At 36.0% G+C, this 22,930-nt stretch carries 15 protein-coding genes; 10 read left to right on the top strand and 5 right to left on the bottom strand.

What is annotated here, in order from left to right; all coding sequences use genetic code 11:
- Window positions 1–369 precede the first annotated feature (369 nt).
- On the top strand, window positions 370–690 hold the full coding sequence (locus AC3WVG_RS03960) for a hypothetical protein (RefSeq protein WP_488796883.1): 321 nt from the start codon (window positions 370–372) through the stop codon (window positions 688–690).
- On the opposite strand, the gene AC3WVG_RS03955 is transcribed toward AC3WVG_RS03960, so the two are convergent.
- A complete protein-coding gene (locus AC3WVG_RS03955; protein ID WP_488796882.1) occupies window positions 613–2,040 on the bottom strand; it encodes an MltF family protein in 1,428 nt (475 codons plus the stop codon). The two genes, AC3WVG_RS03960 and AC3WVG_RS03955, sit on opposite strands and share 78 nt — an antisense overlap.
- A 603-nt stretch (window positions 2,041–2,643) precedes the next feature.
- Here AC3WVG_RS03955 and AC3WVG_RS03950 point away from each other — a divergent pair.
- The 7 genes from AC3WVG_RS03950 to malQ all read left to right on the top strand — a co-directional run bounded on the left by AC3WVG_RS03950 (window position 2,644) and on the right by malQ (window position 13,277).
- On the top strand, window positions 2,644–3,552 hold the full coding sequence (locus AC3WVG_RS03950; protein ID WP_488796881.1) for a transporter substrate-binding domain-containing protein: 909 nt from the start codon (window positions 2,644–2,646) through the stop codon (window positions 3,550–3,552).
- 3 nt (window positions 3,553–3,555) lie between these two features.
- Complete coding sequence (locus AC3WVG_RS03945) at window positions 3,556–6,009, top strand: ATP-binding protein (RefSeq protein ID WP_488796880.1); 2,454 nt, start codon at window positions 3,556–3,558, stop codon at window positions 6,007–6,009.
- 120 nt (window positions 6,010–6,129) lie between these two features.
- The gene (locus tag AC3WVG_RS03940) at window positions 6,130–7,455 is read left to right on the top strand and encodes a diguanylate cyclase domain-containing protein (protein ID WP_488796879.1); all 1,326 of its coding nucleotides are present in this window, start codon (window positions 6,130–6,132) and stop codon (window positions 7,453–7,455) included.
- 145 nt (window positions 7,456–7,600) lie between these two features.
- Window positions 7,601–8,881 (top strand): adenylosuccinate synthase, encoded by a 1,281-nt coding sequence (locus AC3WVG_RS03935; protein WP_488796878.1) that lies wholly within the window; start codon window positions 7,601–7,603, stop codon window positions 8,879–8,881.
- A gap of 113 nt (window positions 8,882–8,994) precedes the next feature.
- Window positions 8,995–9,822, top strand: coding sequence for a DNA polymerase III subunit delta' (locus AC3WVG_RS03930; protein WP_488796877.1), 828 nt, complete (start codon window positions 8,995–8,997; stop codon window positions 9,820–9,822).
- Window positions 9,819–11,705, top strand: coding sequence for a 1,4-alpha-glucan branching protein GlgB (glgB, locus tag AC3WVG_RS03925; protein WP_488796876.1), 1,887 nt, complete (start codon window positions 9,819–9,821; stop codon window positions 11,703–11,705). Before AC3WVG_RS03930 ends, glgB begins: the two co-directional genes overlap by 4 nt.
- Window positions 11,706–11,747: 42 nt before the next feature.
- Complete coding sequence (gene malQ, locus AC3WVG_RS03920; RefSeq protein ID WP_488796875.1) at window positions 11,748–13,277, top strand: 4-alpha-glucanotransferase; 1,530 nt, start codon at window positions 11,748–11,750, stop codon at window positions 13,275–13,277.
- 43 nt (window positions 13,278–13,320) lie between these two features.
- On the opposite strand, the gene gyrA is transcribed toward malQ, so the two are convergent.
- The 4 genes from gyrA to AC3WVG_RS03900 form a co-directional block, all read right to left on the bottom strand.
- A complete protein-coding gene (gene gyrA, locus AC3WVG_RS03915) occupies window positions 13,321–15,756 on the bottom strand; it encodes a DNA gyrase subunit A (RefSeq protein ID WP_488796897.1) in 2,436 nt (811 codons plus the stop codon).
- 46 nt (window positions 15,757–15,802) lie between these two features.
- The gene (gene gyrB / locus AC3WVG_RS03910; protein WP_488796874.1) at window positions 15,803–18,178 is read right to left on the bottom strand and encodes a DNA topoisomerase (ATP-hydrolyzing) subunit B; all 2,376 of its coding nucleotides are present in this window, start codon (window positions 18,176–18,178) and stop codon (window positions 15,803–15,805) included.
- A 27-nt stretch (window positions 18,179–18,205) separates the two neighbouring features.
- Window positions 18,206–19,357 (bottom strand): DNA polymerase III subunit beta, encoded by a 1,152-nt coding sequence (dnaN, locus tag AC3WVG_RS03905; protein ID WP_488796873.1) that lies wholly within the window; start codon window positions 19,355–19,357, stop codon window positions 18,206–18,208.
- Window positions 19,358–19,502: 145 nt separating this feature from the next.
- Window positions 19,503–20,798, bottom strand: coding sequence for a DnaA ATPase domain-containing protein (locus tag AC3WVG_RS03900; protein WP_488796872.1), 1,296 nt, complete (start codon window positions 20,796–20,798; stop codon window positions 19,503–19,505).
- Between the two features lie 225 nt (window positions 20,799–21,023).
- Between AC3WVG_RS03900 and AC3WVG_RS03895 the strand changes: the two genes are divergently transcribed.
- Window positions 21,024–22,190, top strand: coding sequence for a homocysteine biosynthesis protein (locus tag AC3WVG_RS03895; RefSeq protein ID WP_488796871.1), 1,167 nt, complete (start codon window positions 21,024–21,026; stop codon window positions 22,188–22,190).
- Window positions 22,177–22,930, top strand: a 754-nt coding sequence (gene larE, locus AC3WVG_RS03890; protein ID WP_488796870.1) for an ATP-dependent sacrificial sulfur transferase LarE, incomplete at its 3' end; no start/stop codon positions are given. The genes AC3WVG_RS03895 and larE, both read left to right, overlap by 14 nt.

The raw sequence follows: 22,930 nt of genomic DNA, 5'->3' as shown, positions 1-22,930 counted from the left end.
ATAACAAACTTGTGAACTATATACCTTATTGCTAACTTGTAAGATTTTTTTGCAATTTAAAGTTTGGGATTGCTTCGCTCGCTCAAGCTCGCTCCTCGCAATGACATAGCGCACATCCTATAGTCATTTAGTAAATTGGATTTATTAACATTTTATCCTCTGCATTTACCCTATTAAATCACGCTTGACCAAAAGCTCTAAGCATTGCAGAATCAGCGCCTTAGCAAAAGTGCTTCTATCATAGGCCTTCCTGCTGGGCAAATCGAAAATGGGTGCATTGAGTGTTGCGGTACTTCCCGGCGGGTTTGAAATTTATTGTTAGGATACCTCGGTGTGAATATCCACGTAAAAAGTCAATCTGGAGAAAAAATGGATAAGATGTTACGCAACTTAGCAGAAAAATTAAACCAGTTGGATGAAGCCTCACTCATGTCATTGTGGGAAAAATACTATGAACGGGTAAAAATCTTTTCCCCCAGCAAAAGGTGGGAAGAAGATGTGCTTATCCTGTCTATGATTCAGTCTGTACGCTGGAAAAATCAGCTATTTAACCACCTCTGGGCCAAACCGGACAATAAACACACCAGCGAGGAAAAAAATGACTCTCCTCCATCAGTTGGGCCAGTCCGGGGGAACAAAGTCAAGAAAGCTGGCAAGGTGCTTAGCTTCAGGTCGCCCCAGAACGACTAATCCATGTAAAATATAATAATAATATCGAATGCTCTGAACATAGTCTACAGCTTCAAATCCCCGGCAATAACCTCTTTTTACGGTTCGATAGTATTTTTTATAGCTAAGAAGGGGAAATACTTCCTTCAAGCCCATCCAACTAAGATGGTCTTTTTTGAGCCGCTTTGCCAGATCCATGGCATCATATAGATGACCTGGCCCTTGATTATACGCGGCTAAAGCAAAAAACCACCTGTCCCACCCATTAACACCCTTTTCTCTTATTATTTTATTCCCAAGAAATCTCAAATACTTAGCCCCACCCAGAATACTCTGTTTAGGATCAATACGATTAGAAATACCTACATAACTGGCTGTATCTAAGCTTAACTGCAAGAGTCCGCGTACACCTGTTTTACTTTTTGCCCTGGGATTAAAATGAGACTCTTGGTAGATCATGGCCACAAGAAGAAGTGGGTCTATATTGTATAGTCTTGCTGCTTCCAGGATATACTGATCATATTTTGGCAAAACCAACTCTACAATATCCATAAGATGATCTAATTCATAATAATCGATTCTTGATGGAAAAAAACCATAGTACTTTTCTTTTAAACGAAAAAATTCTCTGCTGCCAAAAAAATCATCCCAAAATGCTGTTAACATGCTATTCAGTTCACTATAACGTGTAGACCAACACCATTTATAGTCAAATATGTCATCGAACGAATAGGTTTTTCTTACGTCTATAAAATATGGATGCCAGTGATTAAAACTTATTCTATCGGTCAGTGCAAAACGGGCCTTGTTTTCAGTTATGGCTTGATACAACTTTTCCATTTTCGGGATTAATCGTTTCGCCTTTATGGAACAAGATAGTTTCTTTTGATATGAGATTAATTTTTTTTCAAAAATCTCTTTATCAGGAATAAACACTACGACTCTACACAATTCGTCAGGCCGACGAAGAGGAAAACGAAATCTGTTGTGGACAACGATAAAATTATTACTCAAGTAAGCCGGGCCAAATCTAATTCTGTCGTCCTGAAACTCTTCCTTTGTTGTCAGACCAATAAATAAATCAGCAAGTCCAAGACGAAGTTTTTTTAGCCCCTCTTCTAAATTCTCTACTTTACTCCACGTAGCCTTAAGACCATTTTGGTGACAAAAAATATCCACTAGCTCCTGTTCCAGACCAGGACCATAAGGGTAAAGTCTAGACTTTACCCTTTCGGAATCAAGATAAACAATCCGCAAAGTTTTTTTGGGCCAATAATAAAGCTGGTAATAAATATGTCCAAAAATAAGAACTAATTGTATAAAAATCAAAAGAAGCAAAAGCTTTTGTGCGCTTAGTGACTTTTTGGACATATATTAACCTTTTTAACAAAATCCCGCCAAATGCGGGAGGAAGAATAATATGAAAAATTCGGAGAAAATTCTTCGCCTCGCTCAGAAATTACTTTAGCCATAGCTTACGGTATAGGTGGTTGTCCAATAATCATCTCTCCTCCCCCCATAAAACCATTGTGTCCTAACCTTCCTTAAGAGTCTGTGGCCAAACCCCATTTTGACCACCAGATTGAAAATCCTGGTTTCTTGAAAGCATTGCAAAGGGCTGGGTAAGCCATCTTGACGAAGCTTGCGGAAAGACAGAGCATCGGGGTAAATGGGCTAAATGTTTTGCGGGATTGACCATAACTATCGACAATAAAAAGAATCTTCATTTATCCTAAACGTCCCATTATGCTCTGCCCGCAAGCAAGCTATAGATGGGTCCAGGCATTTGCACCAGCATGAAAGAAATCAGGATTGAAAAAAATAAAAATTGTCCTCTGAGTAAAGTTTGGCCACAGACTCTTAATAAGTAAATTAAAAAGTTTATATCAATAAAGTTCCAACTTGCTTAAGAAATGGAACCTTGCTATTTTTACAGTAAAATAACCTCTTTTAACAAAGAAGGAGGACGCAGATATGCAATTTCAAAAACTGTCTTTTGCTATGCTGACAATATTCATGATAACCTTCTTGATTTTCCTTGGTGGATATGCTGGGGCTGCAGATCTTGATGAGATAAAAAAAAGAGGAGTCTTGAAACATCTGGGAGTACCCTATGCCAATTTTGTTACAGGCATGGGGGATGGTTTAGATGCAGAACTTGTTCAACTTTTTGCTAAAGATTTAGGTTTAGCATACCAATATGTCAAGACATCCTGGGACATGGTGATACCTGATCTTATTGGTAAAAAAGTCAAACCAAAGGGCAATGATGTAGAAATGCTGGATCAAACTCCAATACGGGGGGATATAGCCGCCAATGGTCTAACAATGCTTCCCTGGCGAGAAAAAATTGTTCTATTTTCTGACCCTATTTTTCCCACACAAGTATGGCTCATAGTAAGGTCCGACTCGGATATTTCTCCAATTACTCCTACTGGTGACATTGCCAAAGATATCGCTGCGGTCAAGGCAAAACTTCAGGGACGAACTGTTTTGGGCAAATCAGGAACCTGTCTTGATGGCAGTCTATATAAACTTGAACAGGCAGGAGCCAAATTTATCCATTTCCCGGGACAATTAAACGACTTGGCCTATGCTGTCATCAAAGGCGAGGCAGAAGCCGCGCTTTTAGATGTACCTGATGCCCTGATAGCCTTGGAAAATTGGGCGGGACAAATCAAAGTTGTTGGCCCGATCTCTCCACCTCAAAGGATGGCCACTGCATTCCCCAAGGATGCCCCAAAACTGCGGCAAGCCTACAATCAATTTCTAGACAAATGTAAAAAAGATGGGACTTATATCCGGCTAGTCAAAAAGTATTATCCGGTCGTGTTTGAATATTATCCTGAATTTTTTAATGATCTTCTTCAGGCTAATAAGTAAAAAATGAGTCCATTACGATTTATCGATTTAAAGACCAACACACATTTCCATCGGCAGAACATACTCCTTTATTTTTTGCCTGTGCTGGCGGGACTGATTCTTTTTGGTTATGTTTGGTTCCTGATTCATCTCGTTTACACCTCTCACATCCGTTTACAGTTATTTGCACTTGATCGCTTTCAGGCTGAAGTTGATGATCGCGCTCATAACCTCGGTTACTTTTTATGTGAGCGCAAAGAGGATTTGCAGGTCCTGGCAATGGACAGGACCATACGTGCCTATTTTCAAAATAAGGCCCTCGGCATGACCATGGTCTACGGACTCAGGGGCAGTCTCTATAATATAAATGCAAAATTTAAAAAATATGTGCAGGAAAGGACTTTTAATGGTAAAAGTATTTATACTCGGATTGTCCTAGTTGACTCAGATGGCATAATTCTGGCGGATACAAAATGCAGTGACAATAAAAATCTAGGTAAGCTCAAATGGAATAAATCATTCCTCGGTAAAGAAAAAAATATATTTATCGCCCCTGATCAGGACAACAAAAATTTTCTGTTTGTCTCAGCCCCGTGTATGGTCAAAGATAAATTAAAAGGCCGAGTTATGGCCTGGATTAATTTTCAAACTATTTTTGAAAACTTTTTAAAGGAATATACTTCCCGTATTCAATCCAATAATACCAAACAAAGACTTGCAGCTATAGTTTCCGGCTCTGAAACAATTTTTCTATTTGATCCAGCTGGTAATAATTTCCGTAAAATTTTAAAATTTGTTCCTTTGAAAGAACGAAAATCAGGTGAAGAATGGTATGAATCAAACGAAAATAATGAGCCTACAACCATAGATAAATTGCCAACAAAAAAAGAATTTTGGGTAAAACTTGTACCAGGCAACCAAGACTCAATAATTTATGGTTCACTCGTTCCCAGCACACCATTTTCTTTATTTGAAATAGTAGATGCTGATCAAGTTATTGGTCCCTTCAAGCAAAAAGGACTTCTCACAGGACTGATTCTATTGTCGACAGGCATATTAGGAGGAATAATTTTTGCGATTGTTATAAGTATCAGACAGTCAGCCATAAATGCGAGGTACCAGGAAGCTTCAACACAAAGAAAATTTTTGGAGGAGAAGAACAAAGAATTGGAGGAACAAATAGAGATAAGAAAAAAGACAGAAATGCAACTTATTGCTGCCAAATCAGAAGCAGAACAAGCAGCCAAAAACCTCTCCTCTGCACTTAAGGAATCTGAACAATTAAGACAACAGGCCGAGGCAGCTACCAAGGCAAAAAGCCAGTTTTTGGCTAATATGAGCCATGAATTGCGCACCCCGATGAACGGTGTCATTGGCATGATCGATCTTGTCATGGACACTGACCTTTCACAAGAGCAAAGAGATTTTCTGAAAATGGCCAAATCATCGGCCTATAGTCTTTTAAAAATATTAAACGATATCCTGGACTTTTCAAAAATAGAGGCAGGTAAATTGAATTTGGAAAAAAATAAATTTTCCATCAAAGATACCATAGCCTCAACCGTCAAACCATTTGCTATCCTTGCTGCTAAAAAAGGACTGAAACTTAATTATAATATAGATTTTCAAGTGCCAGACCTCATCATAGGCGATCAGGTAAGACTGATGCAGGTCATAAATAATTTAGTCAACAATGCCATCAAATTTACAGAAAAAGGTGAAATAAACCTTACAGTGACTCTAAAAGCCAGACAAAAAGAAAAACAAGGAGAAAAAGCAATTATCCTTTTTACGATCAAGGATACTGGCATAGGTATCCCAAAAGATAAAATGGAGACTATCTTTGATAGTTTTTCGCAGGCTGATAATAGCATTACGAGAAAATATGGTGGAACCGGTCTTGGAATAACAATATGTAAACAATTAGTAGAGCTTATGGGTGGAAGCATCTCGCTTGAAAGCGAATTGGGCAAAGGAACTACTGTAAAATTTGCAATACCTTTTCTCATTGCCTCAAAATCCGAAAAAAATACTAAAGACAACAAAGGCGAAGATAATTATATTAAAGGAGAAGACAAAAGATCTATAGATTTTTCAAAATATAAGATTCTTTTAGTCGAAGATAATCTGATTAATCAAAAGCTGGCTAAGATCATTCTTGAAAAATGGGGATTTAATGTAGTTGTTGCTGAAAACGGGAAAAAAGCGCTAGATATATTAGAAAATGAAAAATTTGATCTCATTTTAATGGACTGTCAAATGCCAGAGCTGGATGGATTCGAAACTACAAAAGCCATTCGCAAAAAAGAATCTAAAACAGGGGATCATATCCCTATTATAGCCATGACCGCCCTTGCGATGCAGACAGACAAAGAACGTTGTCTTAAGGCAGGAATGGACGACTATACCACAAAACCAATCAAGCAGGATCAACTCTTAAAAGTAATCACAGAAATATTGAACAAACAAGAAGGATAGCCCGGCATGTTATCTTGTTAAAATTTTGAAAAATGTTTTTTTACAATGACATCTATAATTTCACATTAAGCACTCCAATCTAGAGATAGGTTCCTATTTAAAAATATTTGCAGGTGTACTATGAAACAGAAAATTTTAAACCTGCTATTAGTTGAAGATAGCTTGATAGATGCAAAAATTATTTTATCGATGCTATCAAAAATTGAGTACACAAACTTTAAAACAGATCACGTTGAAACGCTTGCAGATGCCAAAAAATATTTGCAAAAGAAAAAATTTGACCTGATAATTCTTGACCTGATGCTTCCCGATTCTGATGCTTTAGATACTTTTAACACAATTAAAACAAAAAGCTGTGGTACACCTATAATAATTTTAACAAGTATCGATGATAATGACAATGCATTAAATAGTCTGGCTAATGGAGCTCAGGATTATCTCATTAAAGGATGTCTGCGAAAGGATTTATTATCACATTCTATTTTATATGCTATTGAAAGAAATCAATTAATGCTGAAATTAAAGAATAAATTAAAAGAACTCGATCTATTAAAAACACGTCTTGAATACATTATCCAATCAAATCCAGCAGTAATTTACACAAAAAACATTGATAAAATGCATGATTTTGTGTTTATCAGTGAAAACATGAAAAAAATATTTGGATATGATCCGGAGCAATTTATCAAGGATCAAAGTTTATGGCAAAAAAATATCCACCCTGAGGATTTATCAAGAATAAAACCACAGATGGAATCATTATCTTTAAAGCGTTGTTACATTTGTGAATACCGTTTTCAGCATAAAAACGGGGAATGGAGATGGGTGCATGATGAAGCACGTGTAGCAAGGGATGAAGAAGGTAAAGACACTGAAGTAGTTGGTTATCTAGCAGATATTACAGAACGCAAACAACTAGATGAGAATATTAAACATTATGCCATGTATGATCAGCTGACCGACCTGCCAAATCGGAGACTGTTTATGGATCGCGCAGAACAGGCAATTGCCAGGGCAAGGCGTGAACAAAAAGGTTTTGCTTTGCTTTATATAGATCTGGATAAATTCAAGCCCATAAATGACACTTTTGGCCATACAGCCGGTGACGCTGTCTTACAGGAAGTAGCCTCTAGAATGAAAGCCATGGTGCGCTCAACAGATACAGTAGCAAGGATTGGTGGAGACGAGTTTGCAATAATTCTCCAGGACCTAGAAAACATTAAATATGCTGGCATTGTGGCCCAAAAATTAATCAACAGTATTATTAAGCCAATTTCACTTAACAAAAATAGTTGTTCCGTTGGGGCAAGTATTGGTATAAGCTATTATCCTATAATAGCTTCTGATATAGACACATTATTGTTAACCGCCGATAATTCCATGTATAAAGCCAAATTAAAAGGTGGGAATAGATTTGAATATTCCGTGGCATCATCCAGTAAATAAAAATTTTGAGGTTTAAAATTCGACTCAATCCTTTCCAATTGACTTCATAAATTTATTTTTTTACGAAACCTTGCCATTTGCTCAAATTATGTTCATCTTCTCCTGTTTTGAGTCCCTGGCCAAAGTTCAAATTGTGGAGGAAAGCATGGCTAATCTAGTCGTTATGGGTGCCCAATGGGGCGACGAAGGTAAAGGAAAAATAGTTGATCTATTAACCCGGGAAGCTGATTTAATAGTCCGCTTTCAAGGTGGAAACAATGCCGGTCACACCCTTGTTGTTGGTGAAAAGACCTTTATTTTACATTTGATTCCTTCTGGAATTCTGCATAAAGATAAAAAATGTCTTATTGGCAACGGAGTTGTCCTGGACCCGGAAATTTTATGCCAGGAAATTGACAATTTATCTGCTAATGGCATTGAAGTGACTCCGGAGAGGTTAGTTATCAGCAAAAAAACCCATCTCATTATGCCTTACCATAAGTTGTTGGATGCCGCACGCGAGGCCTTTAAATCCGGTGAAGATAAAATTGGAACAACAGGAAGGGGTATCGGACCATGTTATGAAGACAAAATGGCTCGCATTGGTATTCGGGCCGGTGATCTTACCAAGCTCGAACTTTTGCGCTCCAAAATTAAAAAGGCATTATTAGAAAAAAATGTTATTCTTAAAGAATTATATAATCGTGAGCCGTTAGACCCTGAAGAGGTATTTAAGCAGATCGAACCTCTGGCAATAAGACTAACTCCTTATTTGGGCGATGTGAGTGCTGAAATTCAGAATGCCAATAACGAGCAAAAAGCTGTTCTCTTTGAAGGGGCACAGGGTACGCATTTAGATATTGACCATGGCACTTATCCCTTTGTTACCTCTTCCAATACTGTTGCAGGAAATGCATCAGCCGGGGCAGGCACTTCACCACGGGCTCTGAAAAAAATCGTTGCCGTGGTCAAAGCCTATACCACCAGAGTGGGCAGTGGACCTTTTCCCACTGAAGAAAAAAATGAACACGGCGATTATATGCAGCAAAAAGGATCAGAGTTTGGAGCCACCACTGGGCGAAAAAGAAGATGTGGATGGCTAGATCTGGTTATCTTACGGGAATCAGTGCGTCTTAATGGGCCAACCGATATCGCTCTGACCAAACTGGATGTCCTGGGTGGACTTGAGGAGATAAAACTCTGCACTGCTTATAAATACAAAGGGCAAACAATCTATTATCCTCCCCAGGAAGAAAACAGTCTCGCAGAAGTAGAACCTATCTACGAAACCGTTCCTGGCTGGAAAGAGGATATAAGCACTTGTCAAACATTTGATGAGCTCCCGGAAAACGCCAAAAAGTATATTCAAAAAATAGAACAAATCTTAAATGTTCCAGTCACAATTATTTCAGTGGGTCCGGAACGAGAGCAAACCATAAGAAGATGAAACAGTGAAACTAGAAAGCGGTGAAACGGTGTATTTAGTCCTCTTTTCATCCGTGTTTTTGCCATTATCCGCTTCACCGCTTCATTATGTCACTGTTTCATTATTTGGTTAATATGTCCACCTCTTTTGCTATACCAGAGAGTCAACAACGAGTCCTACAATTTTTTCACAAACTAAAAAAAAATCCTCCCCAAAGTCTTGTCCTGGAAGGCGGACGTCTGGACCAGCGTCTTTCCCTAGCCCTTTATTGGGCTATGGCCTTAAATTGCGCAGAAAATACCCCTTGCCTGAAGTGCATGGTATGTTCCCAAATTAAAGACCAGGTTTTCCGTGATTTAATCCTTCTGGATACCAGGGAGGGAGTTGGAGTCGAAGACATTCGTCAAATGCGAACCACTTTATCCCATCCGCCACACCACCAAAACCGGGTCGTAATTATAAATGAGGCCCAAAACATTACCCCGGAATCTGCCAATGCCCTCTTAAAATCAATGGAAGAACCAATACCGGGCAATAATTTTATCCTTCTGGTCCCTCAGAGAGAAAGTTTGCTTCCAACCCTTATTTCACGTAGCTTTGTTCTCACCTTAAGCTGGGAACAATTTTCCTGGCCTGAAAATATAAATGATAAATGGGAGCCATTTGTCTCTTTTATAAACACTGGTCGTGGCTGGTTTCACTTAACCACAAAAAAAACTTTTTTAACCAAAGACGAGGCCAAAAAGATTATTCTCTGCGCTCAATATGAACTGTTGAAAACCATGCACGGTAAAAAGGACTCTAAACTGAGCTCACTTTGGTCCAGCTTAGATGTACAAACATGGCGCAAAATCCATTTGGCCCTGAACTTAGCCGACCAGGCTCTTGACGTAAAGGCAAATCCAAACCTTGTCTTGGACTGGCTGGCTGTAAAATTATGGAATTTTAGCCAGCAGAAATGATAATCACCGGACACGACATCTATCTTTTTAAACAAGGCCGACACTTTCGACTATATGAAAAACTGGGTTCCCATGTAGTCAAAAATGGTGGGGTTAAGGGAACTTTTTTTGCTGTCTGGGCACCCAATGCACAATATGTATCAGTTGTTGGTGATTTTAATAATTGGAAAAACAACACTCACCCTTTAAGTCCTAGACTGGACTCCTCTGGAATTTGGGAAGGTTTTATTCCTGAAGCTTTGCCGGGTCAAAAATATAAATATTTTCTTCGCTCCAAAAACAATTATCAAGTAAACAAAGGTGATCCTCTAGCCTATCTCTGGGAAATTCCGCCTAATACTGCCTCTGTCATTTGGGATCTGGATAATGAATGGCACGATCAGCAGTGGATGCAAAAAAGAAAAGAGAAAAATAATCTTAATGGACCAATATCAATCTATGAGCTACATCTTGGTTCTTGGAGAAGAGACCCGCAAGATCCAAGTCGCTTTCTTTCCTATCGTGAACTAGCTCATATTTTGCCAGAGTATATCAAAGATATGGGATTTACCCATGTAGAATTTCTCCCTCTTGTTGAACATCCATTTTATGGTTCATGGGGATATCAAGGAGTAGGATATTTTGCCCCAACCAGCCGCTATGGGACTCCGCAGGACCTGATGTATCTGATAGACGTCTTGCACCAGCATGACATTGGTGTAATCATGGATTGGGTCCCATCTCATTTTCCCTCTGATGAGCATGGTCTGGCTTATTTTGACGGTACACACCTATATGAACATATGGACCCAAGAAAAGGATATCATCCGGACTGGAACAGTTATATTTTTAATTACAGTCGCTACGAGGTCGTATCTTTCCTTGTTAGTTCCGCTTTGTTCTGGCTCGATAAGTACCATGTAGATGGACTACGCGTCGATGCTGTAGCCTCGATGCTCTATCTTGATTATTCAAGGAAGAATGGTGAATGGGTGCCCAATAAATACGGTGGTAATGAAAATCTTGAGGCTATTGATTTTTTAAAACTTTTAAATACCCAGATTTATCAAAATTTTCCAGATGTACATACATTCGCGGAAGAATCCACGTCGTGGCCATTGGTCTCTCGTCCAACATATATTGGTGGACTTGGATTCGGTTTTAAATGGAATATGGGTTGGATGAACGACACCCTCGACTACTTCCAAAAAGACCCAATCTATCGCAAATATCACCAAGATCAGCTTACTTTCAGCATATGGTATGCTTTTAGTGAAAACTTTGTACTGCCTCTATCCCACGATGAGATGGTTTATGGTAAAGGCTCGCTATTGAATAAAATGCCGGGAGACAGATGGCAACAATTTGCCAATCTAAGGCTCCTTTTAGGATATATGTTTGCCCATCCGGGGAAAAAACTACTTTTTATGGGCTCAGAATTTGGCCAAATTAAAGAGTGGGATCACGAGCAAAGTCTGGATTGGCATTTGTTAGATTACCCTGATCACCAAAATCTTAAACGTTGGGTTAGCGATCTCAATCATTTCTATCGTTCTAATCCCGCTCTGTTTACACTGGACTTTGAATCAGATGGGTTTAACTGGATTGATTGTCACGACACAGAAAATAGTGTTCTTTCTTTTTTACGCTGGGACAAAAATAAAACCCCTCTGGCCATTGTCTGCAATTTCACCCCCGTACCACGCTACAATTATACTATTGGTTTGCCCCAGGCCGGCTTGTGGTATGAAGTTTTAAACAGTGATTCACATGTCTACGGTGGATCGAATTTAAGCAATTTTGATCCTTTTCAAACAAAAGAATCCGGTTGTCACAACTTGCCCTATTCCATACAATTAACCCTACCACCTTTGAGTATAATTTTCTTATCTCCTCAATCTTAAATTAATTGAGTTTATTTTATTATTACCAATCATGAATTAATTATGTATAGAAGAAGTGGCATTTTACTTCATATTTCAAGCCTGCCGTCTAATTTCGGCATCGGTGAATTTGGTCCCTGGGCCTGTCAATTTATTGATTTTTTATTTCGCTCAGGTCAAACTATTTGGCAAATTTTACCTTTAAACCCTGTAAATGGAGGAACAGGTAATTCACCTTACAGTTCTCCATCTTCCTTTGCTCTTAATCCCCTTTTTATAAGTTTGGAGAAATTAATTATTGATGGTTATGTGTCGTTAAGAGAATTAGAGTATAATTTTTTCTTCTCCAACAACCGAGTTGATTATGACCTTGTCCGTGAGTTTAAATTAAATATTCTGAACCAAATTTTTGTTCGTCACTTGGTAAGAATAGAAAATAATTCTAAGTTTAATAATTTTTGTACAAACAATGCTTTTTGGTTAAACGATTATTGCATCTATCAAGCTATAAAAGACTATTTTCAAGGCTCTGCATGGTATTGTTGGCCCAAACTTTTACGTTTTAGAGACGAAAATGAAATCAAAAAGTGGTCACGAAACTTGGCCAGAGAAATTTTAAAACAAAAATTTTTTCAGTTTTTAGCCTTTGATCAGTGGCAAAATTTAAAAAGTTACGCCAATGGAAAAAATATCATCATCTTAGGTGATATTCCAATCTATGTTAGCCTGGACAGTAGTGATGTCTGGGCAAATTCGGAATATTTCCTTCTGGATAAGGATAGACTTCCCCTATTTGTAGCAGGAGCACCGCCAGACTATTTTAGTCCTCAAGGACAATTATGGGGCAATCCAATATATGACTGGGAAAAATTAAAGAAAGAAAATTTTAACTGGTGGATAAAACGAATTGAGCACAACCTTGCTCTCTATGATTTGGTCCGCTTAGATCATTTTCGGGGCTTTGTCTCTTACTGGCAGGTAGATGCAAATGAGCCAACAGCACAGAATGGTCAATGGGTAAAAGGACCAGGAGATGATCTGTTTCGAGTGATGATGAACACTTTTGATCCAAATTGTTTTCTGGCTGAAGATCTTGGCCATATCACAGAAGATGTTCTTAATTTACGTGATAAATACAATCTTCCGGGCATGAATGTCCTGCAATTCGCCTTCGCTAACGCTGCTGATGCGAATGACGCTAATTCAGATTTACCCAAAAACCCATATCTTCCTCATAATCACAGAAGAAATAGTGTTGTCTATACAGGAACGCATGATAATAATACTATAAAAGGATGGTATAAAAACGAATTAAACATTCAACAAAAATTGATAGTTAGTGAATATATTGGGAAGGATATAAATGAATTTAATGTACATAATGAGTTTATACGCTTAGCCCTGTCATCAACGGCAAAATTATCTATAATACCCATGCAAGATATCTTGGGTCTGGATACAGAAGCAAGAATGAACCTGCCCGGAAGCAGCGCAGGTAATTGGGAATGGCGTCTGCTTCCGGATCAGTTGACTGAACATATCGAGGAAATGATTTCTCGCCTTACATATATCTATGGCCGTAGAGTAAACTAAATTAAGGGCAAGATAAAAATCAGTCTTTTATGATTTAGCCTTCTTAGCCTTCGGTTACTTGCAAACTGTTTTCTTGGACCACTATGTCAAAACAGATCACTTTTTGATCTCCTTCCAGATTGACCAACTTCACTCCCTGAGTATCACGTCCTGCACGACGTACTTCATCTACTTTAATTCGAATAATTTTATTATTCGAAGAAAGTAAAACAAGTTCATCGTTATCTGCTACCAGAACAGACCCAACCACTGCCCCGGTTTTTGGGGTAATTTTCATATTTTTTATACCCATTCCTCCTCTGGACTGAACTCTGTAGTTTTTTAAATCTGTTCTCTTTCCGAATCCTTTTTCAGAAATAGTCAGTAAATCTCTTCGATGATCTCCGTTCACTATGACTGCTGACACTACTTCGTCGGATTTACGCAGGGCAATACCTTTTACTCCCATTGCTTTTCTTCCTATAGGCCTAATTTCTTTGCCCATAAAATGTATAGCGTACCCATTTCTGGTTGTTAAAATTATCTCAGAATCTGCTTCAATAACTTTCACAGCAATAAGTTCATCACCTTCTCTCAGCTTGATGGCTATTTTCCCCTGGCTGCGTAATATTTTAAATTCTGAAAAAGAAGTCTTTTTGACCATTCCATTTTTAGTAATAAAAAGAAAATATTTATCATCATCAAGACTACGGAGTGATATGATATTAGCAATATATTCATTGCCTGTAAGGGGCAATAGGTTGTTCATATGTACGCCTTTAGCGATCCGGCTGCCTTCAGGAATTTCATATACTTTAAGGCGGTATACTTTCCCTTTGTTGGAAAAAAGGAATAAATCTTGATGATTAGTAGTAATAATCAAATTTGTAATAAAATCTTTTTCTGAAACATTTGCACCAGCAATTCCTTTTCCACCTCTTCTTTGCTGATGATAGTTGTCAAGTAACGTTCTTTTAATATATCCATTTCTTGACAATGTAATAATAACATTTGAATCTGGAATAATATCCTCAATATTTATAGAACCTGGATCATATTCCATTATTTTAGTTCTTCTAGGAGTAGCATATTGTTTTTTTATCCCCTCTAGTTCTTCCCTGATTACTCCCTTCAACACCTCAACATTTTCTAAAATACTCTTTAAATATTCAATCTTTTTTAGTAATTCCTTATATTCTTCAAGTAACTTCTCTTGTTCAAGATTAGTTAATCTTTGTAAGCGCATATCCAGAATAGCCTGAGACTGAACCTCGCTTAAATTAAAACGGTCCATTAGTCTTTCTTTTGCTTCTCGAGGTGTCTTAGATGTCTTAATCAGCTCGACAACCTCATCAATATTTTCCAGAGCTATTCTAAGACCTTCAAGTATATGCGCTCTTTGTTCTGCCTTATTTAAGTCATATCGTGTTCTTCTTATAATTATTTCTTTTCTATGCTCAAGAAAATATTCCAGTATTTGCTTCAAATTTAGAAGCTGTGGTCTATTATTGACCACAGCCATCATATTAATACCAAAACTTGTTTCCAATGCAGTAAATTTATATAGTTTATTGATTACTACATCAGCAATTGTCCCTTTCTTTAAATCTATAACTATACGAATACCTCTACGATCTGATTCATCTCTGAGATCGGTAATACCCTCAATCTTACGTTCATTTACCAGCGCGGCAATTTTTTCCACCAGATTAGCTTTGTTCAGAGCATACGGTATTTCAGAAATAACAATAGATTCCAGCCCCTTTGGTCTGGACTGAACTTCTATTTTAGATCGTATCTTGATACTTCCACGCCCGGTTTCATAAGCAGAAATAAGGCCTTTTTGGCCATACATAAAGGCACCGGTTGGAAAGTCCGGTCCCTTGATATAACGCATCAAGTCTTTAATTTGTGCCTGTGGATTATCCAATAAATAAAGTAAGCCATCTATAACCTCGCCTAGGTTATGGGGCGGAATATTCGTTGCCATACCAACGGCTATACCTGAAGAACCATTAATTAAAAGATTAGGAACCTTTGTCGGTAAAACCTCTGGTTCCTGAAGCGAATTGTCATAATTGGGTCTAAAATTAACAGTTTCTTTTTCAATATCGGCTAAAAACTCTCCGGCAAGCCTAGACATGCGCACTTCGGTATAACGCATGGCAGCTGCAGCGTCGCCATCAATGGAACCAAAATTACCCTGGCCATCAACAAGAGGATCGCGCATATTAAATTCCTGAGCCATTCTAACCAAGGCATCATAAACAGCTGCATCACCATGTGGATGGTATTTACCTATTACATCACCAACAATGCGGGCTGATTTTTTATAAGGGCGATTATAGGTATTACCAAGTTCATGCATAGCAAATAAAATACGGCGATGAACAGGCTTTAAGCCGTCACGTACATCAGGAATAGCCCTACCAATAATAACGCTTAAAGAATATTCCAGATATGACTTCTTAATCTCTTCTTCGATACTTACTTTATCCAACACTATTTTTCTCCTTTAATCCTTACCCTTTATCACTTAACCTATTTTAGATATCCAAATCACTGACAACCAGGGCATTGCGTTCAATAAACTCTCGTCTAGGCTCAACTTTATCGCCCATAAGTTTTGAAAATAGTTCATCAGCTTCCTCGGCATCGGCTATGGTTACCTGTAAAAGTTTTCTCTTTTCCGGATTCATGGTCGTTTCCCATAGTTGCTCGGGGTTCATTTCACCGAGACCTTTATAGCGTTGAATATTTATTCCTTTATTGGCCAGAGATAATACATAATCTCCCAGTTCAAACAGACCGTGAATATGTTCGGAACTATCTTTATGGATCACTTCAAAGTCAAAGTTAGGACTCTGCTTTTTTATTCTGGAAAATATATCATAACTTAATTTATATAATTTAGAATTAAAAAACTCTACACCTAATTTTACCTGATGACCATTTTGATCAATAAATTTTAAATACATTCTTTTTTCTTCATCATTATCTTCTACAATCATCTCAAAATCATATCCATTTTTTAAAATATAATCTTTAAATGAACTATAATCCATATATTCAAAATATACAGGACTCAGCTTTTGATCAAACATAAGTAAATTTAGAAACATATCCATACTTATACCAATATTTTCTGTCTCTAAAAATTTATCCTTTAAAATTAAAATATCCTCTAAAAATTTAATCAATTCTTTGCCTGTATATATATTTTCATCCTGTGTCTTAATCTGAACTTCATCAGATATCCTTGATAGTAAAAATTCGTTTAATTCCTTCTCATCTGTAATATATTTTTCAAAATTTCCTTTATGTATTCTAAATAATGGTGGTTGAGCAATATATAAATATCCATTTTCAATAAGACTCTGATATTGTCGAAAAAAGAATGTGAGTAAAAGTGTTCTGATGTGGGCACCATCAACATCAGCATCAGTCATAATCACAATTTTATGGTATCTCAATTTTTTCAAATCAACACCGTCCTCACCAACTCCCGCTCCCATAGCTGTAATTAACGCTCTTATTTCTTTATTCTCCAAAATTTTATCAAATCTTGTTTTTTCCACATTTAAAATTTTACCACGCAGAGGCAGGATGGCCTGAAACTTTGGATCACGGCCTTGCTTAGCAGAACCACCAGCTGAATCTCCCTCAACAATAAAGACTTCGCATTCAGCAGGGTCTTTACTCTGACAGTCAGCCAGTTTTCCTGGTAAGGAGTTGTCAGAAAGAGCTCCTTTTCGACGCACTAGCTCGCGCGCCTTTCTCGCTGCTTCACGGGCTCTGGCTGCATCAACAACCTTCTCTATAATTAATCGAGCATCTTTTGGATTTTCTCCAAAAAATTTACTTACGGTTTCATAAACCAAAGCAGAAACATAACCCGATACTTCGCTGTTTCCTAGTTTGGTTTTAGTCTGTCCTTCAAACTGTGGATCAGGAACTTTCACGCTGATTATCGCGCTCAGACCTTCGCGCACATCATCACCGGTTAGCTTTTGCTTCAACTTCCTTGGTAAATCAGCGTTTTGAATATAATTATTTATAGCCCTTGTGAGGGCAGATCTGAAGCCAACCAAATGAGTTCCACCCTCTATTGTTTTAATATTATTAGCAAAAGAATAAATATTTTCCTTATATCCTGCCTTATATTGCAGCACGAACTCAATGCTCACATTTTTAACTTCTCCTTGACCATGAATAACTTTATGGATTCCATTTCCAGTATTTATTTTATTAATAAATGAAATTAGCCCACCGTCATACTTAAAAACATCCTTATTTCCAGATCTTTCGTCAAAAAATTCTATTTTTAAGCCTTTATTTAAATAGGCTAATTCTTCAAATCTTTTGGCTAACGTCTCATAATTAAAATTAACATCTTCAAATATCTCTTCGTCTGGCCTAAATTTAATGGTAGTTCCTGTTTTTTCAGTACTACCAATCTCTTTTAACTGACAGACAGGTATACCTCGCTCATATCTTTGAAAATATTTTTTTCCATTTCTTCTAATAGTTACTTCCAAATATTCAGAAAGGGCATTAACAACTGAAACACCAACACCATGCAAACCACCTGATACTTTATAAGTAGCATCATCAAATTTACCACCTGCATGAAGAACCGTCATAACAACTTCTACAGCAGGTCGTTTTTCTTTTGGGTGAATATCAACAGGTATTCCACGCCCATTATCTGATATAGTAACACTATTATCCAAGTGCAAAGTGACCTTAACATGGTCACAAAATCCTGCCATAGCCTCATCAATACTATTATCAACAACTTCATATACAAGATGGTGCAGACCTCTTTGATCAGTACTGCCAATATACATTGCAGGCCTTTTGCGAACAGCAGAAAGACCTTCTAAAATCTTGATACTTGCTGCGGTATACTCATTACTCATATTTTTCATCATCTCCTTAGTCTAATTTTAATTATTAACCTCATCTTCTGTATAATAAACTTCCTCTTCAATCTCAACGGGCATTGTTATTACCATATAACTATAGTCTTCATCACCTGTAATTTTACATGGTTCGGTTTGTCCTGAGAAATGAAATTTTACTATTTTAGAATCAAAGTGACTTAAAATATCAATTATATCTTTTGTAAGTAAGACAATATTTTTTATAGTTCCTTTATAATTACATAAAAGCGATTCGTAAGCTTCTCCTATATCAGTTCCTTCTACATAAAGTAATAATTCCTTTTCATTAAGTTTAAAATACGTTGAACTTGTTTCTGAATTAAATATCATCAACCTATCTAATGATTCAATCAAATCATCTTTGTCTATTTCTAAAACAGAGTTAAAATGATCTTCATATTTATTTAACAGTTCATGGTAATCAGGAAAGTTATATCCACTTAAAGGAAATGAAAATATTTCTTTATTTTCTTGTGTCCTGAAAAATAGTCTTTTATTAGATAAACTTATTTCTATTTCATCTTCAGACAACCATTTTTTTAACTCTGTAAGAAATTTTTTAGATATCAAAAAACCATCTTCTGGTAAAATTCTATGAATATCTTCGTTTTTAAATTTAAGCAACGCAAATTGATGTCCATTTAATCCACAGATTTCTATATGGTCATTGCTTACAGCTTTGAAACTCATACAAGTCATGCCTTCCATAGTATCATCATCGCTTATACAAAAGGAAATTTTTTGAATAATTTCCTTTAAGATATCACCTGACCATAAAACCTTGTTTTCATCTGGAAAATTTTCAAAGTTTTGAAACCACGAGGGGTCACTTGTCGGAAGACGATACCTTCTTTTCCCCTGTTCAATGATCAAAATATTATCCTTAAGACGAAGGCTAATTTCGCCTGGCTTCAATTTCCTTACTAGATCGGCAAAAGTCTTACCTTGTACCCCTACCAATCCCTCTTCTCCGACAATTGCCGGATAATTTCCTGTAAATTCAATATTCGAGTCAGTAGCCCTTATCTTAAGTTTGTCTTCTTTAGCCTCAAGCCAAATAGTTCTTAAAAAAGCTGCACCTGTCTTGGCAGGAATTATGCTTGATGACTTTTGTAAACCTTCAATGACATCTTCTCTAATAAACTTAATATACATCTTTTTTTCTCCTATTTTTATTAAAGAGGGTCTATTTGTAGATAATTTAATTAACTATTTGAAATTAATGGATTTTTTAGTGTTTTTTTTATGAACAATTAAGGTTCACTTTTGACAAATTTTGTTCGATTTAGGAAATTTGAACCTATTTTTCTTGTGAGGAACATTTTTGTTCCAGATTTTTTAACAAAGATTTCATAAATCGGCTATCCTCTTTTAATCTTTGAATTTTTTTTACACTATAAATGACGGTACTATGGTCTTTTCCCCCGAAAAATTTCCCTATTTCTGGATATGAATATTTAAGTAATTTACGACATAAAAACATGCTCACCTGTCTGGCTTTGACGATTTTTTTTTCTCTTTTTGAGGAAAGGATATCATCTCTTTCCAGGTTCATTTCCTCTGCTACAATGTCTATAATATTTTCAAAGGTTAAGTTGTCTGCTCTTTTCTCCTGAACTGTATTTAAAATGGAAAAAAAATCTTTTTCTCTTAGGTTATTATTTATGAGCTGTGTGTAAGCTAAAATTTTTAAAAGGATACCTTTTATATTTCTCAAATTTTTAAATTTTTGTGCAAGAATTAAAATTTGTTCATTAGATAATTTTATTTTTTTGTCTTCACAAAATTTACGTATAAATTTAGTTCTAATTTCTAGATCCGGTTTTTTCAGATTTACAATTAACCCCCATTCTAGCCGTGATTTTAGCTTTTTATCAAGTCTATCCAATAGTAAATACTTGCCAGTATAACTGAAAATCATTTGTTTTTTTTGTTCATAAAACAAATCAAAAATTGTAACTAATTCTTTTTGTAAACTATCAAAGTTTAGTACTTCTTGAAAATCATCTATAATTAGGTAGTCGAAATTATCTATATATTGTTTGAATGTAATATGATTTCTTTTAAAATTTACAATATATTTGTTATTTAAGTCGTCTGAATTAATAAATAATATTTTACTATTATGTTTGTTTTTTAAAATTTCATTTACAATTGCTTTTAATAGGTGTGTTTTTCCTGTTGAGCTTTCTCCGTAAATTACGAATGGATTGAACTTTGCGAAGTTATGATTGCATATTTCTTTAGCTGATACAATTGGAAAAATATTTTTTTTATTGTATATAAAATTTTTGAATGTAAAATCGTAATTTAAGGTCCTGTTATTTTCTTTATTTTTTTTCTTAAAGTTTTTTATTATTTTGTTATTGGTGTTTAATGGTAATATTTTGTATTCAAAGTCTAAATTGATATCATTTTCAATTATATCTTTAAATTTAATTTTATAGTTATCAAAAAGAAATCTGTGTTGGAATATTATATATATTTTTTTTTCATCTTTTTCAATATTTAATGGATCAAACCATATTTTTAGTGTCTCTTCAGAAAAATTGTTTTTTATGAGTATTTTTTTTATTTTTTCTTTTATGTCAGACATAATGAATATTTTTGTTTTAGTAATTTATTGACTTGACCGTTATCCTTTTATAGCCATTTGGGACAGAAACTTTTATATTTTGAAAGGGTGAAGTCTGGGAAATGCCAACCGTGTTAAATTATTTAGCTTAAAAAAAAACTATACCAGATATGGTGATGATTTGGCAAATTTTAATTATTATCTAATATATTAATATCATTATAATTTTTTAGAATTGGAGAGGAGATGATGATGGAGATTAAGCGAACCATTTCGGAAATAAATGATAAAATTAAAAAAGGCAAAGCCGTTGTTTTGAATGCCAAGGAGATGGCCAAGCTGGTCCGAGAAAAGGGGAAGAAAAAAGCCGCTCAAGAGGTTGATGTTGTTACCACCGGGACTTTTTCGCCGATGTGTTCATCGGGCATGTTGTTTAATTTTGGCCATCAACCGCCACTTATTAAAGCTTCAAAGGTATGGTTAAATGGGGTTCCATCCTATGCTGGTCTAGCTGCTGTTGACGCTTATTTAGGGGTTACAGAACCTGCAGAAGATGATCCTCTGAATAAGGTTTATCCAGGACAATTTAAATATGGCGGTGGTCATGTTATTGAAGAACTCGTGCGCGGAAAATCTGTTCGTTTAAAAGCCATAGCTTATGGGACTGATTGCTATCCAAGAAGAGAATTGGAAAAGGATATTACTCTTGCTGAGCTCAAAGATGCAATTTTGCTCAATCCTCGTAATTGTTATCAAAACTATAATTGTGCTGTTAATAAGACCAATAAAATAATATATACTTATATGGGTCCATTGAGACCAAATCTAGGTAATCTTAATTTTGCAACATCTGGGGAATTAAGTCCGTTATTTAATGATCCTTATTTTAAAACCATAGGGTTGGGGACAAAGATTTTACTTGGCGGCGGCATTGGCTATGTTATTGGTGCCGGGACGCAGCATAACCCTAATCCGGTGCGAAATAAACGAGGAATCCCCATGCGCCCATCCGGAACACTAATGGTAAAAGGTGACTTAAAACAAATGAACGCTAGATTTTTGCGTGGAGTAAGTATAGTTGGTTATGGTTGTTCAATGGCCGTGGGTGTTGGCATTCCTATTCCTATTCTCAACGAAGAAATGGCTTGGTATACGGGTGTAAGTGATGAGGATATCCAGATGCCAGTTATAGATTATGGTGTTGATTATGGACAGGGAAAAGCTAAGGTTATTAAATATGTTACTTATGCTGAATTAAAGTCAGGCCAGGTTGAGGTGGAAGGTAAAAAGGTATCTACAGTTCCAGTAACCAGTTATTCTCTTTCTCTGGAAGTGGCGGATCTACTCAAAAAATGGATCGAATCCGGTGAATTTTTATTGACCGAAGTCCAAGAAAAAATTGAATCCAATTAATAATACGGTTGGTCAGGTACAATTTTCTGGTCAGGCTAAACTCGATAGTTTGTATCATTTTTTAAACAAATACCCTGGGTTTATAATTGCCCTGTCAGGTGGTATTGATAGTCGGTTTCTGACTTTTTTTAGTCATAATTTTAAGCTTAATTACCAGGCAGTAACCTTTTATGGACCGCATTTAACCGATTTTGAAATAGATTTTGTTAAGAGATGGGTAGAAAAACACAAGATAAAACATAATTTTGTATATTTTGATCCTCTAAAATTTACGCAGATTAATTCTAACTCAAAGGATAGATGTTATTTTTGTAAAAAAGAAATATTCACCCTTTTAAAGCGAAAATATGGAAAAGATGGTTATATAATTATTGATGGAACTAATTATTCTGATTTAAAAAAATATAGGCCTGGTGTTAGGGCCTTAAATGAACTGAAAATTATAAGTCCGTTAGCAGAGTTTTTTATAGAAAAAAGTGATATAAGATTTTTAGGTCAAATTATAGGTCTGGATTACTTAGATCAGTATTCTAGGTCGTGTCTTTTGGCTAGATTTGATTATAATATAAAAATTAATGATATTTATTTATTAAAGTTAAGAGAGATTGAAGATTTTTTACTAAATCTGGGTTTGTTAAATTTTAGAGTTAGAATTTTAAAAAATAAAATTTTATTACAAGTAGATGATTTTTTTAAGGAATTATTTTTTTCTTATAAGAAAAAAATAGATATTATATTTA

This window comes from Desulfovulcanus sp. (assembly GCF_982781345.1).
Note: the sequence above shows the minus strand (reverse complement) of the source record. Positions and strands in the feature narration are given on the sequence as shown.

What these genes read in the sequence shown, in the direction of transcription:
- AC3WVG_RS03960 (WP_488796883.1), top strand. Translation starts at nt 370, where the DNA reads ATGGATAAGATGTTACGCAACTTAGCAGAAAAATTAAACCAGTTGGAT.
- AC3WVG_RS03955 (WP_488796882.1), bottom strand. Translation starts at nt 2,040, where the DNA reads ATGTCCAAAAAGTCACTAAGCGCACAAAAGCTTTTGCTTCTTTTGATT.
- AC3WVG_RS03950 (WP_488796881.1), top strand. Translation starts at nt 2,644, where the DNA reads ATGCAATTTCAAAAACTGTCTTTTGCTATGCTGACAATATTCATGATA.
- AC3WVG_RS03945 (WP_488796880.1), top strand. Translation starts at nt 3,556, where the DNA reads ATGAGTCCATTACGATTTATCGATTTAAAGACCAACACACATTTCCAT.
- AC3WVG_RS03940 (WP_488796879.1), top strand. Translation starts at nt 6,130, where the DNA reads ATGAAACAGAAAATTTTAAACCTGCTATTAGTTGAAGATAGCTTGATA.
- AC3WVG_RS03935 (WP_488796878.1), top strand. Translation starts at nt 7,601, where the DNA reads ATGGCTAATCTAGTCGTTATGGGTGCCCAATGGGGCGACGAAGGTAAA.
- AC3WVG_RS03930 (WP_488796877.1), top strand. Translation starts at nt 8,995, where the DNA reads ATGTCCACCTCTTTTGCTATACCAGAGAGTCAACAACGAGTCCTACAA.
- glgB (WP_488796876.1), top strand. Translation starts at nt 9,819, where the DNA reads ATGATAATCACCGGACACGACATCTATCTTTTTAAACAAGGCCGACAC.
- malQ (WP_488796875.1), top strand. Translation starts at nt 11,748, where the DNA reads ATGTATAGAAGAAGTGGCATTTTACTTCATATTTCAAGCCTGCCGTCT.
- gyrB (WP_488796874.1), bottom strand. Translation starts at nt 18,178, where the DNA reads ATGAGTAATGAGTATACCGCAGCAAGTATCAAGATTTTAGAAGGTCTT.
- dnaN (WP_488796873.1), bottom strand. Translation starts at nt 19,357, where the DNA reads ATGTATATTAAGTTTATTAGAGAAGATGTCATTGAAGGTTTACAAAAG.
- AC3WVG_RS03900 (WP_488796872.1), bottom strand. Translation starts at nt 20,798, where the DNA reads ATGTCTGACATAAAAGAAAAAATAAAAAAAATACTCATAAAAAACAAT.
- AC3WVG_RS03895 (WP_488796871.1), top strand. Translation starts at nt 21,024, where the DNA reads ATGATGATGGAGATTAAGCGAACCATTTCGGAAATAAATGATAAAATT.